Annotated in this window: 14 protein-coding genes; all 14 read right to left on the reverse strand. The window is 66.1% G+C overall.

The annotated features are described in order from the left end of the window. Window positions 1–48: 48 nt before the first annotated feature. The 14 genes from ACQ4WQ_RS14245 to ACQ4WQ_RS14310 all read right to left on the reverse strand — a co-directional run bounded on the left by ACQ4WQ_RS14245 (window position 49) and on the right by ACQ4WQ_RS14310 (window position 13368). Window positions 49–618 carry a type II secretion system protein N gene (locus tag ACQ4WQ_RS14245; RefSeq protein ID WP_436497901.1) on the reverse strand — a complete coding sequence of 190 codons (570 nt, stop codon included), beginning with the start codon at window positions 616–618 and terminating at the stop codon, window positions 49–51. Between the two features lie 16 nt (window positions 619–634). Continuing rightward, window positions 635–1855: a type II secretion system inner membrane protein GspF gene (gene gspF / locus ACQ4WQ_RS14250; RefSeq protein WP_326457724.1), complete on the reverse strand. Its 1221-nt coding sequence runs from the start codon at window positions 1853–1855 to the stop codon at window positions 635–637. Window positions 1856–1865: 10 nt separating this feature from the next. Continuing rightward, window positions 1866–3287 (reverse strand): type II secretion system ATPase GspE, encoded by a 1422-nt coding sequence (gspE, locus tag ACQ4WQ_RS14255; protein ID WP_326457725.1) that lies wholly within the window; start codon window positions 3285–3287, stop codon window positions 1866–1868. 10 nt (window positions 3288–3297) lie between these two features. Next, complete coding sequence (gspD, locus tag ACQ4WQ_RS14260) at window positions 3298–5535, reverse strand: type II secretion system secretin GspD (protein WP_326457726.1); 2238 nt, start codon at window positions 5533–5535, stop codon at window positions 3298–3300. Then, window positions 5532–6308, reverse strand: a complete 777-nt coding sequence (locus ACQ4WQ_RS14265) for a type II secretion system protein N (RefSeq protein ID WP_326457727.1) — start codon at window positions 6306–6308, stop codon at window positions 5532–5534. The genes gspD and ACQ4WQ_RS14265 overlap by 4 nt, the downstream gene beginning before the upstream one ends. After that, complete coding sequence (locus tag ACQ4WQ_RS14270; RefSeq protein WP_436497904.1) at window positions 6305–6838, reverse strand: type II secretion system protein M; 534 nt, start codon at window positions 6836–6838, stop codon at window positions 6305–6307. The genes ACQ4WQ_RS14265 and ACQ4WQ_RS14270 overlap by 4 nt, the downstream gene beginning before the upstream one ends. Further along, window positions 6835–8064, reverse strand: coding sequence for a type II secretion system protein GspL (gene gspL / locus ACQ4WQ_RS14275; RefSeq protein WP_436497906.1), 1230 nt, complete (start codon window positions 8062–8064; stop codon window positions 6835–6837). The genes ACQ4WQ_RS14270 and gspL overlap by 4 nt, the downstream gene beginning before the upstream one ends. A 19-nt stretch (window positions 8065–8083) precedes the next feature. After that, window positions 8084–9052 carry a type II secretion system minor pseudopilin GspK gene (gene gspK / locus ACQ4WQ_RS14280; RefSeq protein ID WP_436497908.1) on the reverse strand — a complete coding sequence of 323 codons (969 nt, stop codon included), beginning with the start codon at window positions 9050–9052 and terminating at the stop codon, window positions 8084–8086. Then, window positions 9049–9672: a PulJ/GspJ family protein gene (locus ACQ4WQ_RS14285; protein ID WP_326457731.1), complete on the reverse strand. Its 624-nt coding sequence runs from the start codon at window positions 9670–9672 to the stop codon at window positions 9049–9051. The genes gspK and ACQ4WQ_RS14285 overlap by 4 nt, the downstream gene beginning before the upstream one ends. Continuing rightward, complete coding sequence (gspI, locus tag ACQ4WQ_RS14290; protein WP_326457732.1) at window positions 9672–10055, reverse strand: type II secretion system minor pseudopilin GspI; 384 nt, start codon at window positions 10053–10055, stop codon at window positions 9672–9674. The genes ACQ4WQ_RS14285 and gspI overlap by 1 nt, the downstream gene beginning before the upstream one ends. Beyond that, window positions 10052–10546: a GspH/FimT family pseudopilin gene (locus ACQ4WQ_RS14295; RefSeq protein WP_051991350.1), complete on the reverse strand. Its 495-nt coding sequence runs from the start codon at window positions 10544–10546 to the stop codon at window positions 10052–10054. The genes gspI and ACQ4WQ_RS14295 overlap by 4 nt, the downstream gene beginning before the upstream one ends. A 12-nt stretch (window positions 10547–10558) precedes the next feature. Further along, entirely contained in the window at window positions 10559–11011 is a 453-nt protein-coding gene (gspG, locus tag ACQ4WQ_RS14300; RefSeq protein ID WP_326457733.1) for a type II secretion system major pseudopilin GspG, read from the reverse strand. Between the two features lie 93 nt (window positions 11012–11104). Then, window positions 11105–11866, reverse strand: a complete 762-nt coding sequence (locus tag ACQ4WQ_RS14305; protein ID WP_436497911.1) for a HesA/MoeB/ThiF family protein — start codon at window positions 11864–11866, stop codon at window positions 11105–11107. Window positions 11867–11874: 8 nt separating this feature from the next. Beyond that, the gene (locus tag ACQ4WQ_RS14310) at window positions 11875–13368 is read right to left on the reverse strand and encodes a S41 family peptidase (RefSeq protein ID WP_326457735.1); all 1494 of its coding nucleotides are present in this window, start codon (window positions 13366–13368) and stop codon (window positions 11875–11877) included. Window positions 13369–13405: the final 37 nt, after the last annotated feature.

Genomic DNA, 13405 nt, shown 5'->3' on the forward strand with positions numbered 1-13405 from the left:
GTGGCGATGGCGGCACGGCGCCATCGGCAAAATACGATAAGAACAGCGTTAATTCGACGGCGGCGGCACGCTGCCGCTCACCTGCGGCGGCGCCGGCATCACGGTCGCCGGACGCTGCTGCTGCTCCATCGGCAGCGGCGGCGGCACCAGGTTCGTTGCCGGCGCGGGGGCTGATGCCGGCGCCGGGGTGGCGGACACGGGCCCCGGCAAGGCCAGCGCCTTGTCGTCGGCCACCAGGTCGATGCGCTTGCTCACGCCGCCATCGCGCAGCAGCACATGACGCGCATGCACTTCCAGCACCGTCACGCCGGGCACCACCTCGGCGCCCTCGGGCAAGGCCACGGAAGGCTTGCCATCGGTCGAGATGATGGCCACGCTGCCGCGGCCATTGCCGGCGGCGACCACGCCCTTGAGCTGGTAGTTGCTGGCCGTGGCCACGCTGACCTGGCCGCCGAACAGCGCGGCGCCCGCCTCCACGCTGGCATCCTGCACCACCGGCACAGCGGGCGGATTGATAGGGCGCTGCGGCGCCTTGAACAGCTGCATGGCCCAGTAGGCCAGCGACACGGACAGCGCCACGACGGCGAGCAAACTTGTAAATTGAGGCAAACGCTTCATGGCTTCCTTGGTTTTCTTATCTGACGAGCTGATTGATTTCGATAATCGGCATCAGCACGGCCAGCACGATCAGCAGCACCACCACGCCCATGGCCAGGATCAGGGCCGGCTCCAGCAGGCCCGCGATGGTGAGCGTGCGGCGCTCCAGGTCCTGCTCCTGCGCGCTGGCGGCGCGTTCCAGCATGGCCGGCAGCTCGCCCGTGATTTCACCCGCGCGTATCATGTGGATCAGCATGGGCGGAAAATGCTTTTGCGCCGACAGCGCGCGCGCCAGGCTCACGCCTTCGCGCACGGCGCCGCTGGCTTCCTGTACCAGTTCCTGCATCGCCACATTGGTGAGCGTGTCGCGGCTGGTGTCGAGCGCGCGCAGGATCGGCACGCCGGACCCCGTGGTGATGGCCAGGGTGCTGGCAAAACGCGCCGTGTTCAGGCTGCGCTCGAATTTCCCGTACAGGGGCGCCGTCAGCAGCCAGGTATGCCAGCGCCGCTTCAGGGCCGGCTGCTGCAGCGCGCGGCGCCAGGCGAACCAGGCGCCGGCAAGGGCGATCGCCACGACGATGCCGTAGTGGCGCACGAAGTCCGACAGCGCCAGCATGATCACGGTGAGCATGGGCAGCTTTTGCTTGGTATTGGCGAACACGGAGACGATCTGCGGCACCACGTAGGTGAGCAGAAAAATGACGATGGAAAACGCCACCACCGTGACGATGGCGGGATAGGTAAACGCCAGCTTGACCTTCTGCACCAGCGCATTGCGCCGCTCGATATAGTCGGCCAGGCGCGAGAGCACGCGCGACAAATGGCCGATCTGCTCGCCCGACGCCACCAGCGCCCGGTAAATCTCCGCGAAATCGCGCGGATGGCGCGCCAGCACGTCGGAAAACGCGGCGCCGCCGATCACTTCGGAGCGGATCGAGGCGATCAGGTCGCGCAGATACGGCCGCTCGGCCTGTTCCAGCAGCGCGGAAAACGCCTGCTCCAGCGGCAGGCCCGCTTCCAGCAAACTGGCCAGCTGGCGCGTAAACAGGGCCAGCTCGGTGCTCGACAGGCGCTCGCCGAAGCCGCGCCGCTTGGTCACGCCGGCGGCATCGACCTGCGCGGCGATCGGTTCGACGGCCAGCGGCACCAGGCCTTGCACGCGCAGCTCGGCGCGCGCGGAACGGGGACTGTCGGCATTGAGCACGCCCTTGCGGGTGGCGCCCTGGGCGTCGACGGCTTCATAGCGGAATGCGGGCATGGTGGCGGGCCTAGTCTTTGGTCACGCGCAGCAACTCGGCCTGCGTGGTGGTGCCGTCGCGCAGCCAGCGTTCGCCGTCCTCGCGCATGCTCGTCATGCCGTCCTGCAGGGCGACGGCGCGCACTTCCGCTTCCGACGCGCGGTTGTGGATCTGCGCGCGGATCTGCTCCGTCGTGCGCAGCAGTTCATATACGCCCACGCGGCCCTGGTAGCCCGTCTGGCCGCAATGCTCGCAGCCGACCGCCTGCCAGTACTGGCCATCGAAGGTCTTGCACGAGCCGCACAACTTGCGCACCAGCCGCTGCGCCAGCACGCCCAAGAGCGACGACGACAGCAGGAACGGTTCGATGCCCATGTCGAGCAAACGCGTGACGGCCGCCGAAGCGTCGTTCGTGTGCAGGGTCGCCAGCACCAGGTGGCCCGTCAAGGATGCCTGCACGGCGATCTGCGCCGTTTCCAGGTCGCGGATCTCGCCGATCATGATCACGTCCGGGTCTTGCCGCAAAATCGCCCGCAGCGCCTTGGCAAAGGTCATGTCGATGCGCGGATTGACTTGCGTCTGGCCCACGCCGGCCAGGTCGTACTCGATCGGGTCTTCCACCGTCAGGATGTTCGTCGTCGTGGCGTTGAGCATCGACAGCGCCGCATACAAGGTCGTCGTCTTGCCCGAGCCGGTCGGGCCGGTAACCAGCACGATGCCGTGCGGCTGCGTGATCAGGCCATCGAACTGCCCCAGCATGGGCGCGCTCATGCCCAGGTGCTGCAGGTCGAGGCGGCCCGCTTCCTTGTCCAGCAAGCGCAATACGGCCCGTTCGCCATGGCCCGTGGGCAGGGTCGAGACGCGCACGTCGACGGGCTTGCCGCCCACGCGCAAGGTGATGCGGCCGTCCTGCGGCAGGCGTTTTTCCGCGATGTCGAGTTGCGCCATGATCTTGATGCGCGAGATCAGCGAACCGTGGATGGCTTTACGGGGGCGCACCACGTCGCGCAGGCTGCCGTCGATGCGGAAGCGCACGACGGAGGTCTGCTCGAACGGCTCGATATGGATGTCGGACGCGCCTTCGCGCAGCGCCTGCGTGAGCAGCGCGTTGATCATGCGGATGACGGGCGCGTCGTCGGACGATTCGAGCAAGTCCTCGATGGCCGGCACGTCCTGCAGCAGCTTGGTGAGATCGAGGTCGGCGTCGAATTCATCGGCCATCTGCGACGCATCGCCGCCGCCGCCCGCGTAGGCGCCGGCAATCGCCGCATCGAGCTCGCCGCGCGGCAGCACCGTCAACTGGATCTGGCCGAAACGGCGCGACACTTCGGCAATCGCCGCCGGCGCCGTCGATGCGGCCACCAGCACCTCGACGGGGGCGCCGTCGGCGGCGCCGGGCCGGGCCAGCAGGCCGAAATCGCGCGCGTAGGCGTAGGGAAGCAGATTACTCATGGTGATCCGCTCACTTCTGTGGCTGTTGCTGCTGTTGATACTGCTGCAGCAGCGGCTGCGGCGGCGTGGCGGCATTGGCCGGCGCGCCTGGCGGCGGCGTCGGCGCCGGCGGCACGGGGCGCGTCACCATGTTGCCGCCCACGGGCTGGCCATCCTGCAGGGCCGGCAGCACGGGCGTACCGAGGTCTTTCAGCATCAGATTGCCCGAAGCCGGCACGGCGGCCGTCTCGGCCGAACGCATGTAGTCGTAGCGGTCGGCCGCCAGGCTGCCGCTCTGCTCCTTGTTGCGCACGATGACGGGGCGCAGGAAGATCATCAGATTGGTTTTTTTGCGCTCGCGCGTCTGGTACTTGAACAGGTTGCCGATCAGGGGGATGTCGCCCAGGCCGCGCACTTTTTCCGCGTTATCGCCCGTGCTGTCCTCGATCAGGCCGCCGAGCACGATGATCTGGCCATCGTCGGCCAGCACATTGTTTTCGATCACGCGGTTGTTGATGGTGATGCCGCTGACGGCCGTCGACGTGGATTTGTCCACGCTCGACGTCTCGTGATAGATGCCCAGCTTGATGGTGCCACCCTCGGAAATCTGCGGACGCACCTTCAGGGTCAGGCCCACTTCCTTGCGGTCGATGGTCTGGAACGGGTTGGTGTTGGTGCCGGCCGTGCTGGTGTACTGGCCCGTCAGGATAGGCACGTTCTGGCCCACCTTGATGGTCGCCAGCTCGTTGTCCAGGGTGATCAGGTTCGGCGTCGACAGGATGTTCGCGTTGCCGTCCGATTCCAGCGCATGCGCCACGGCGCCCAGGCCCAGCGCGCCGTTGATCTGCTTGAAGATGCCGACCGTCAGGCCGCCCGTCGGCAAGACCTTGCCGCCACCCGTGGCGATGGCGCCGATGTTGTTGGTGGTACCAGACGCGAACGACTGCAGCGCGCCCACGCGGTAATTGCTGGTGCTGTCGCCGGACAGCCCCAGCCACTGCACGCCGAATTCGGACGCCTTGGCCGACGTCACTTCGACGATCAGCGCCTCGATGTAGACCTGGGCGCGGCGCACGTCGAGCTGATCGATCACCGCGCGCAGGTTGCGGTAGACGGCTTCGTTGCAGGTCAGGATCAGGGTGTTGGTGGAAGCGTCGGCCTGGATGAAACCGGCCGCCCCGCCCGACGACAGCTGCTGCGGCCCGTTACTCAGCGAAGCGCCGCCCGTGGTGCCGCTTTGCGTATTGCCGCCCAGGCCAGTGCTGTTCATGCCGCTGTTGTTCTGGCTGATCTGGTTGTTCGTATTCTGGTTGCCGACGCCCTGCTGCGCCGTGGCGGCCGTGCCGTCCGACGTCACCACCGAGCGCAGGGTCTGCGCCAGCTTGGTAGCGTCCGCATTTTTCAGGTACACCACGTGCACATTGCCCAGCTGCGTGGTGGGCTGGTCCAGCTTCGAGATCAGCGACTTGGCCAGGTTGGCGCGCGCCGCCGACGGCGCGCGCAGCACCAGCGAATTGGTGCGCGGGTCGGCCAGCACGGACACCTTGCCTGTATCGCCGGCCGCGCCGGCGCCCGCATTCCCGCCTTCCATCAGTTTATTCACCATCGAGGCCAGGTCGGACGCGATGGCATAGCGCACGGGGATCACGTCCAGGTCCGTCGAGGCGGGCACGTCGAGCGCGGCGATGATCTTCGCCAGGCGCTTGAGGTTATCCGCGTAATCGGTGATCACCAGCGAGTTGTTGCCCGGGTTGGCGTTGATCGTGTTGTTCGGCGAAATCAGGGGCCGCAGCACGGCCAGCAGGTTGGCCGACGACTCGTAGTTCAGGTAAAACACCTGGGTGGCGATCTGGTCGCCCTTCACCTGGCTGGCGCCGTTGCCCACCTGGGTCGGCACCGATTGCAGCTTGGCGTCCGCTTCCGGCACCACCTTCGCATAGCCGTCGCCGGAGACCACCGCGTAGCCCTGCAGGCGCAAGGCCGAGGCCAGCAGCCCGAACGCCTGCGTCTTGCTGATCGATTTTTCCGACACCAGGGTGATCGTGCCCTTGACGCGCGGGTCAATGACGAAATTGATGTTGGTGTAGTGGCCCACCGCCTTGATCACCGATTCGATGTCGGCGCCGACGAAATTGAGCGCCGCCTCATCGCCGGGCGCGGCCCAGACGGGCGCCGGCATGCCGGCCACGGAACAGCACAGCAAGGCGGCGGCCGACAGGCGGCGCAGCGAGAAGGAGGAAGTAATTGGGCTCACGGATGGTTTTTTCATTGTCTGAACTCTAAGGCGATGATGTTTTTTTCGCTATTGCTACGGCGCTGTCCCAGCAAATTCAACAAACTCGCCAAGGTCTCTTCATATCCTGCTGCGGCCTGGGCCTGGCCGGAAAACTGCATGCGCCCCTGTTGCAGGCTGCCGCTGCCGTCGAGCAGCAGCGGTCCCTTGATGGAGCGCAGTGTCAATGTCGCCTGCTGCCCCTGCCAATCGAAATCGAGCTCGTAGCTGCCCAGCGGACGCAAGGACGACAGGCGCGACGCCATGTCCGTCATCTGCAGGGTGGTGCGGCCGACGGCGGAAAACTGCCGCTGCTCCAGGGCCAGCTGCAAGGTGCTCCACGACAGGCGCATGCTGCCCGTCGGCGCCACGGTATTTAACGGTGCACCGAGGCCGCCCAGGCCATCGGCCGGCAGCAGCAGGGCCGCCGGGCTGACTTGCCAGTGCGACCACGAGCCGCGCAGGTTCACCGGCTGCGACAACGCCTGCGGGTTCTGCAATTCCACGTCCGCCGATCCCCACAGCACCGAGGGCGAAATGCGCCAGCTGAAACGCCCCGGCAGCAGGGGCGTCACGGCGCCGTTCGCGCTGGCCGCGCCGCCGATAAAGGCCGAGCCGCGCCACAGGGTACCTTGCGCGTCGCCCAAGGTCAAACGTCCGCCCGTCTGCTTTTCCACGATGCCCGCCACCCAGCCGGCCGGGAAAAATACCAGCAGGGTGACGCAGACGCTGACGATGATGGCCAGCAGCCAGCCAAGCAGGCGCATCATCGTGCCGCGCCCGGGCTCTGGTGCAGGGTCAGGCTGGCGTCGACCAGCCCCGCCTTGCCCTGCGCCGTGATCTTCGCTTCCTGCACCGCCACGCGGCCTTCGCGGCGCAAGCCGTCCAGCCACAGCATGACGCTGGCAAACGGCACGCCGTTGAGCTGCACGCGCGCGTACTCTCCCGTCAGCGACAGCGATTGCGGCGCCAGGCCGCGCGCTTTCAGCGACGCGTCGAGGCTTTCGCGGCTCATGCTTGCCACCTGCACGGGCGCCTGGCGCGCCAGTTCGCCCGCTTCACGCGCCAGCGCCTGCAGCTGGGCCGCATTCTGACGCAGCTCGGGCAAGCTCTTTTGCAAGGCGATGCGGCCCGTCCAGGCCGGCTCGAAAAACACGGCATAGACGAGGGCCAGCCCCGCCACCACGCCGCCTATGCTCAAGAGCTTGCGCTCCTGCTGCGTACGCTCCGCCCAGAAGGCCTGCACGGCCTGCTGCCGCCCCATCCACGCGGCGCGCGCCTTGTTCAATGCTGCACTCATGCTTTTGCTCCCGTGGCCGGCGTGATCTTCCACACGCCCGGCGCCGTTTCATTCAAGGCCAGCTTGCGCGCGGCCAGGCCGTCGCGCACCTGCGCCTGGGCGCTGGCGTCGACCATGTCCGGCTTCAGCTTGACGATCAGGGCGCGCTCGCGGTATTCCAGCGAGGCCACCACGCCGCGCCCGGCCAGGCCGCCCAGCGCCTCGCCCAGCGCCGCGCTCATGCTGGTGAAATCATCCATGCTCGCCTGCCCGCTTTGCAGGCGGGCGGCAGCGATATTGCGCCGCATCTGTTCCGCTTCCAGCCCGTACACGGGCGCTTCGTTCGGATACGCGGCCTTGAAGGTTTGCTGCATCGAGGTGCGCACGGTGGCCGCCTCGCGCTTCAGACGCATCCATTCGATATTCATGCCCGCCAGGTTGACAACCACGGCCAGCAGCGCCAGACGGATGGGCCAGCGCCAGCGGCGCCACTCGGTGGCCGCTCCCGTCGCCGTGCCCAAGGCAGGGGCTAGGTCCAGTCCCGCGCTCCTGGCGCCGGCGATCCAGTGCGCCCAGTGGTCGGGTTCCACCGTCACGCCATGCATGCCGGCAGCCAGTTCTTGATAATGCGCCAGCTCGGCCTGCGCCACGTAGACCGTCAGGGGCACGTCGCCGGCAAATGCGCGCGTCGTCAGCAGCGCCTGCTGCGGCTGGGCCGGCAAGACCAGGCCCAGCCCCTCCTGCGGCGCCTGGCGCAAGGCCAGTTCCAGACCGTCGCCGCTGGCCTGCAGGGCGGCCGTCACGCTGCCCGGCTGCAAGGGCAGGCACAGCTGCGACGGCAGCAGCGCCACCTTGCGCGCGCCCTGCGCCAGCAAGGCTTGCACGAGTACCTCGGCCCAGGCGCGCTGCGCCACGGCCACCGTGCGCATGCCATCCGCATCGGGCGCGCCGGCGGCCAGCAGGCAATCCTGGGCGTCGCCGAGGATGTGTTCTTCCACCAGGCCCGGCAAGGCCGCGCGCAGACGCGCGCCGGCCAGCGGCGGGGTTTTCAGGCGCAGCAGGGTCACGTCGGCCGCCGCCAGCAGCAGCACCACCTGCTTCGCGCCGGCGATCAGCTGGCCCAGGCTGCCCAGCGGCGCGCTGCCTTGCTGCAGCAAGGAGCCGCTGTCGCCGGCCAGCACGAAGGAGCAGGCAGGCGCACTGTCGGTGGACGCCTTGGCCGGGTGACGGATATACAATATTGTCAAAGTGACTCGCTTTCAGCTGTTAATTTTCCCGCAGCCAGACCAGGCTGGTGGTGCGCTGCGGATCCGTTTTACGATTGACGAGCGCCACGGCATCGAGGGCGGCGCGGTCCAGCCGCACGCGGATGACGGTGAGGAAGTAGCGGCTCTTCACGTCCAGCTCGACGCCCTCAATCACACTGCCATTGATATTATTCTTGAAGTTTGCAAAATCGACAAACTTTTTACGCGGATTGCTCAAGGTCAGCGCGCTGGCTTCGGACAGCGACAGCATCGTCACGGCCGCCAGCACCTCGGCCGGCGCCGTATTCACATTCACGGGTGTGATTTCCGGCAGCACGATGATGAAATCGCGCAGCTTTTCGATGATTTGCGGCGTATAGCCGGGCACGGCCAGCAAGTCCTCGACCTGCGTGAACGCCACCGGCTCGCTGCCGCCGCCCGTGGACGCGGGGGCGGCTGGCGTCTTGCCATCGCTGCCGGCGGCGCGCGGTTTCGGCCGCGCGCGCAGCACGGCATCGGCCGTCGCCTGCGCCAGGGAACTATCGAGCTGCAAGTTGGACAGCAAGCGCTGGTAGGCCTGCACGTAGGGCTTGCTGACGGTGCCCGTGGCGTCGACCAGGTTGGTAATATTAAAACGCGCCTGCGCATCGAGTGCGCGGCCCGAGACGGTGGCGTCGAATTTTTCCGTGTCGACCTTTTCGCGGTCCACGTAATCGTCGAGCCGCGCTTCCTCGATGGGCGTGGCCCACACGCCGTCCAGGGCCGTCAGCATGGGATTGTCCTGGCGCAGCCAGAAGCGGGCGAAGTCGACCATGCCGCGCATGGCCCACTGCGTCTGCAGGCGCAGGCGCTGGTTTTCCATCGAACGCACCTGCACCTGCTGCTGCCAGAACAGGCTGGCGACGACCGTGATGGCCAGCGCCGTCAGCAGCAAGGCCGTGATGACGGCCACGCCGCGCTGGCGCGCGGGGCGAATAAACGGCTTCATCCCGGTCCCAATAAAAAGACTTTGGACAGGCCCGCGTCCTGGCCCGGCATCTGCAGGGTCACTTCCAGACCCGGCACTTGCGTGGAGATCGTGGCACCCGCCGTCAGCACGTTCCAGGCGCCATTGTTCCAGCCGCGCATGACCATGCTGTCGACGCCGCGCATCAGGGTCACGTCGGCGCTGGAGGTATCGGTATCGTCGCGCGCCGCCTGCCACAGGGTGTCGAGCACGGCCAGGTCGCGCGTGCCGTTCGACTCGCGCCGCGTCAGCACGCCGCCACGCAGGCGGTAAGTGACCACTTGCAACTGCTGCGGCTCCTGCTCCGACGCGGCCAGGCGCACCAGGGTCAGGCGGTCGTTTTCCGCCGTCAGGTTGATGCGGCCATTCAGCAGATTGTTGTTCTGGCCGGCGCCGGCCAGGTGGTCGCAATCGCTTTGCATCTGGGCAAACGCCAGCTGCATGCCGCGCGCCTGCTCCAGCTGGCTGGTCAGCACTTCGCGCGAACGCATGATGCTGTCCAGGCCGCGCCAGCCCAGCACGGCGACCATGGCCAGGATGCCGATCGCCACGAGCAGCTCGATCAGCGTGAAACCGCCAGCGGGGACGGGGCGGCGCGCCATCAGTCGTTAAAGGAAAGCAAGACCAGGCGCACGATGCGCCGGGCCGGATATTGCACGTCGTACACGTTGACGCGCACCTGGCGGATGCGGGGATTCGGCGTGGCCACCACTTCTTCCTCGCAGATGAGTTTTAAGTCGCCCTGCGGGCAGTCGACCGTGCGCTTGCCCGTCTGCGGGAACGTCTTCGCCAGGCGCAAGCGCACCAGGTGGTTTTCCGCCGACCAGGTGGCCATCATGGCGCTGCGCAAGCCGTCGCTGTTCTGCGTCAGGCTGCCGACGGCGCGCAGCGAGGCGCCCAGGGCCGTGCCGACGATGACGAGGGCGACCAGGACTTCCAGCAAAGTGAAGCCAAGCTGGCGGCGTTGTCGTGGGAAGGCCATCATTGCTCGACCGTGAAGTGGCCGATGCCGTCGGCGCGGATGGCCACGCTGCGCTCGCCGCTGGCCAGGGTCAGCACAAAAGGCTTGTCGACCGGTTCGCGGCCGAAGATGATGCGCAGCGGCTGGGCCACGCTGCTCGACGGCTGCACGCTGAGCAGCATGGGAGTATTCGCAAACGCGCGCTCGCGCAGCAAATCGTCCTGCGTCACGGGTTGCCACAGCTTTTCATTGAGGACCAGGAAACGGTATTGATTTTCGTCCGCCTCGAACGCCACCTGCCGGCTGCGCACGATGGCTTCATCGCGCGCCAACTGCAGCAGCAGGGCGATGCGCTCGGCTTCCTTTTGCAGCGCCTGCTGGCCATTCGGCATCGCATTCAGCGATACCAGGCCCAGGGTGACGCCGATGATGACCATCACCACCAGCAATTCGATCAGCGTGAAGCCGCTGGCGCGTGGCCGGGGCAGTGCGCGACCGGTGGTCATGGCAGGCATGCAATGGAAAACTTACAGTTCCCAGGAGCCGATATCGGCATCGTCGCCGCTACCGCCGGGCTGGCCGTCGGCGCCCAGCGAGATGATGTCGACTTCGCCCTTCACGCCCGGCGACAGGTACTGGTACGGGTTGCCCCATGGATCTTTCGGCATCTTTTCCAGGTAGCCGCCCGCTTTCCAGCCATTCGCGGCCGGTCCCGTGGTCGGTTTCTCGATCAGCGCCTGCAAGCCCTGCTCGGTGGTCGGGTAGCGCTGGTTATCCAGGCGGTACAGTTTCAAGGCTTGCATCACGGTGGCGATGTCGACTTTCGCCGCCGCCACTTTCGACTCGCCCGTGCGGGCGATCAGCTTGGGCACCACCAGCGAGGCGAGGATGCCCATGATCACCACCACGACCATGATTTCTATCAAAGTGAAGCCGCGCGCGCGGCGCTGGCGTATCGGATGGTTTGCTGCGTTTTGCATAAGAAAGAGAGAAGAAGGTGAGTAATGAGAGCAGAGTATAAAGCGGAAATATGACAAAGCTTGTCATATGGGGAAAAATTTGTGCGGCGGCCGTCAGGCCGGCAAGACCATTTTGCCGCAAACGGCGCAGCCGGGGTCGCGCGCGACGCGCATGCTGCTCCATTCCATGTGCAAACCGTCGAGCAGCAGCAGCCGTCCGGCCAAGGATTCGCCCGCGCCCATGATCAGCTTCAAGGCCTCGGCCGCCTGCATGGCGCTGACCACGCCGACCAGCGGCGCGAACACGCCCATGGTCGAGCACGCCTCGTCCGTGAACTGCTGCTCCTGCGGAAACAGGCAGGAATAACAGGGCTGCGTGCCCGTGCGCGGGTCGAACACGCTCACTTGCCCGTCGAAACGGATCACGGCGCCCGATACCAGCGGCACCCTGGCCGCCACGCAGGCGCGGTTGACGGCGTGGCGCGTAGCGAAGTTGTCGGTGCAGTCGAGCACCACCGTGCTGGAGCAGACCAGTTCGGCCAGGCGCGCGCCGTCCAGACGCTCCTGCAAGGCGATGATGGCTATCTCGGGATTGATGCCGGTCAAGGTTTCGCGCGCCGACAGCACTTTCGGCTGGCCCACGCGGGCCGTCGTGTGGGCGATCTGGCGCTGCAGATTGGTCAAATCGACCGTGTCGTCATCGACCAGGGTCAGCTTGCCGACACCGCTGGCGGCCAGGTACATGGCCGCGGGCGAACCGAGCCCGCCCGCGCCGATCACCAGCACGTGCGCGTCGAGCAAGGCTTGCTGGCCTTCGATGCCGATCTCGTCTAACAGGATGTGGCGCGAATAGCGCAGCAATTGGGCGTCGTTCATGGCGGCGACTACGGTTTGCGCACGGGAATCTTCTTGTCGTCCGCCTTGATGTCGGAAGCAATTTCCGGCTTGGCGCCGATCTTCTCCACCTTCGGGTCCACCTTGGCCAGCTGCACCGGCAAGCCCTGGAAATGATTCAACGCTTGCTGCAGCTGGAAATCATCCTTGGCGCCGTATTCGAGCGGCTTGCGCTTTTTCGCCGTGGCGATCAGGCGCTGCTCTTCTTCCAGCTGATCCTGCATGCCTTCCATGGTCGGCTTGGCCGCTTCCGGCTTGCCATCGTCGCTGCTCAAGTGTTTTTCCAGGTCCGCTTCGCGCACGCGCAGGCTGTTCCAGCCGTCGCCTTCGGCCGTTTCATCGACCAGCAGGTCGGGCACGATGCCGCGCGCCTGGATGGCGCGGCCTTTCGGCGTGTAGTAGCGGGCCGTCGTCAGCTTGACGGCCGTATCGGCCGTGATCTGGCGCAAGGTTTGCACGGAACCCTTGCCGAACGTCTGCGTGCCGATGACGGTGGCGCGCTGGTAATCCTGCAAGGCGCCGGCGACGATTTCCGAGGCGGACGCGGAACCGGCGTTGACCAGCACCACCAGCGGCACGGTTTTCAGCGCGGCCGGCAGCTTGGCCAGCGGGTCGGCCTTGGCGCCCGGCGGCGCATAGAATTCGCGGCGGCCATAAAACACCTGTTTCGACTCGGGCAACTGGCCCTTGGTCGAGACGATCACGGAATTCCCCGGAAGAAACGCCGTCGCCACGCCGATGGCGCCCGGCACGACGCCGCCGGGATCGTTGCGCAAGTCCAGCACCAAGCCCTTGAGCTTGGGGTCTTGCGCATACAACGCGTTGATCTTTTTGACCATGTCATCGACGGTCGGTTCCTGGAACTGGGCGATGCGCAGCCAGGCATAGCCGGGCGCGACCATCTTGGCCTTCACGCTTTGCACGCGGATTTCCTCGCGCACGATGGGAAAGACCAGCGGCTTGCTTTCGCCCTTGCGCGACATCGTCAGCACCAGCTTGCTGCCAGGCTGGCCGCGCATCTTCTTGATCACGTCTTCCAGTTGCAAGCCTTTCAGCGGGATATTGTCGAGACGGGTGATCAGGTCGCCCGCCAGGATGCCGGCCTTGGCGGCGGGGCTGTCCTCGATGGGCGAGACGACTTTCACGTAGCCGTCTTCCATGCTCACTTCGATGCCGATGCCGACAAACTTGCCCTGCACGCTTTCGCGCATTTCCTTGAAGGCATTTTTATCGAGGTAGACGGAATGCGGGTCCAGCGAGGACACCATGCCGGAAATGGCTTCCGTCAAGAGTTTCTTGTCTTCCACCTTCTCGACATAATCGGTCTTGATCAGGCCGAAGACGTCGGACAGCTGGCGCAGCTCGTCGAGCGGCAGCGGGGCATTCGTGATTTTCTGCGCCACGGCCGGGTACTGCAGCGACATCCCGATGCCGGCCAGTACGCCCAGACCGATCAGGCCGATACTTTTGACTTTGATACCCATGAATTCTTCGCAATCTACAATTTTGCTGCCGCAGCAA

The organism is Janthinobacterium goodfellowi (assembly GCF_051380695.1).
GTDB lineage: Bacteria > Pseudomonadota > Gammaproteobacteria > Burkholderiales > Burkholderiaceae_D > Janthinobacterium.

Excerpts from the sequence above, each read along its gene's own strand:
- gspK (WP_436497908.1), bottom strand. The coding sequence starts at position 9,052 with ATGAAGCCGTTTATTCGCCCCGCGCGCCAGCGCGGCGTGGCCGTCATC.
- gspG (WP_326457733.1), bottom strand. The coding sequence starts at position 11,011 with ATGCAAAACGCAGCAAACCATCCGATACGCCAGCGCCGCGCGCGCGGC.
- ACQ4WQ_RS14285 (WP_326457731.1), bottom strand. The coding sequence starts at position 9,672 with ATGGCGCGCCGCCCCGTCCCCGCTGGCGGTTTCACGCTGATCGAGCTG.
- gspD (WP_326457726.1), bottom strand. The coding sequence starts at position 5,535 with ATGAAAAAACCATCCGTGAGCCCAATTACTTCCTCCTTCTCGCTGCGC.
- gspE (WP_326457725.1), bottom strand. The coding sequence starts at position 3,287 with ATGAGTAATCTGCTTCCCTACGCCTACGCGCGCGATTTCGGCCTGCTG.
- ACQ4WQ_RS14310 (WP_326457735.1), bottom strand. The coding sequence starts at position 13,368 with ATGGGTATCAAAGTCAAAAGTATCGGCCTGATCGGTCTGGGCGTACTG.
- ACQ4WQ_RS14305 (WP_436497911.1), bottom strand. The coding sequence starts at position 11,866 with ATGAACGACGCCCAATTGCTGCGCTATTCGCGCCACATCCTGTTAGAC.
- ACQ4WQ_RS14295 (WP_051991350.1), bottom strand. The coding sequence starts at position 10,546 with ATGCCTGCCATGACCACCGGTCGCGCACTGCCCCGGCCACGCGCCAGC.
- gspI (WP_326457732.1), bottom strand. The coding sequence starts at position 10,055 with ATGATGGCCTTCCCACGACAACGCCGCCAGCTTGGCTTCACTTTGCTG.
- gspF (WP_326457724.1), bottom strand. The coding sequence starts at position 1,855 with ATGCCCGCATTCCGCTATGAAGCCGTCGACGCCCAGGGCGCCACCCGC.
- ACQ4WQ_RS14245 (WP_436497901.1), bottom strand. The coding sequence starts at position 618 with ATGAAGCGTTTGCCTCAATTTACAAGTTTGCTCGCCGTCGTGGCGCTG.
- ACQ4WQ_RS14265 (WP_326457727.1), bottom strand. The coding sequence starts at position 6,308 with ATGATGCGCCTGCTTGGCTGGCTGCTGGCCATCATCGTCAGCGTCTGC.
- ACQ4WQ_RS14270 (WP_436497904.1), bottom strand. The coding sequence starts at position 6,838 with ATGAGTGCAGCATTGAACAAGGCGCGCGCCGCGTGGATGGGGCGGCAG.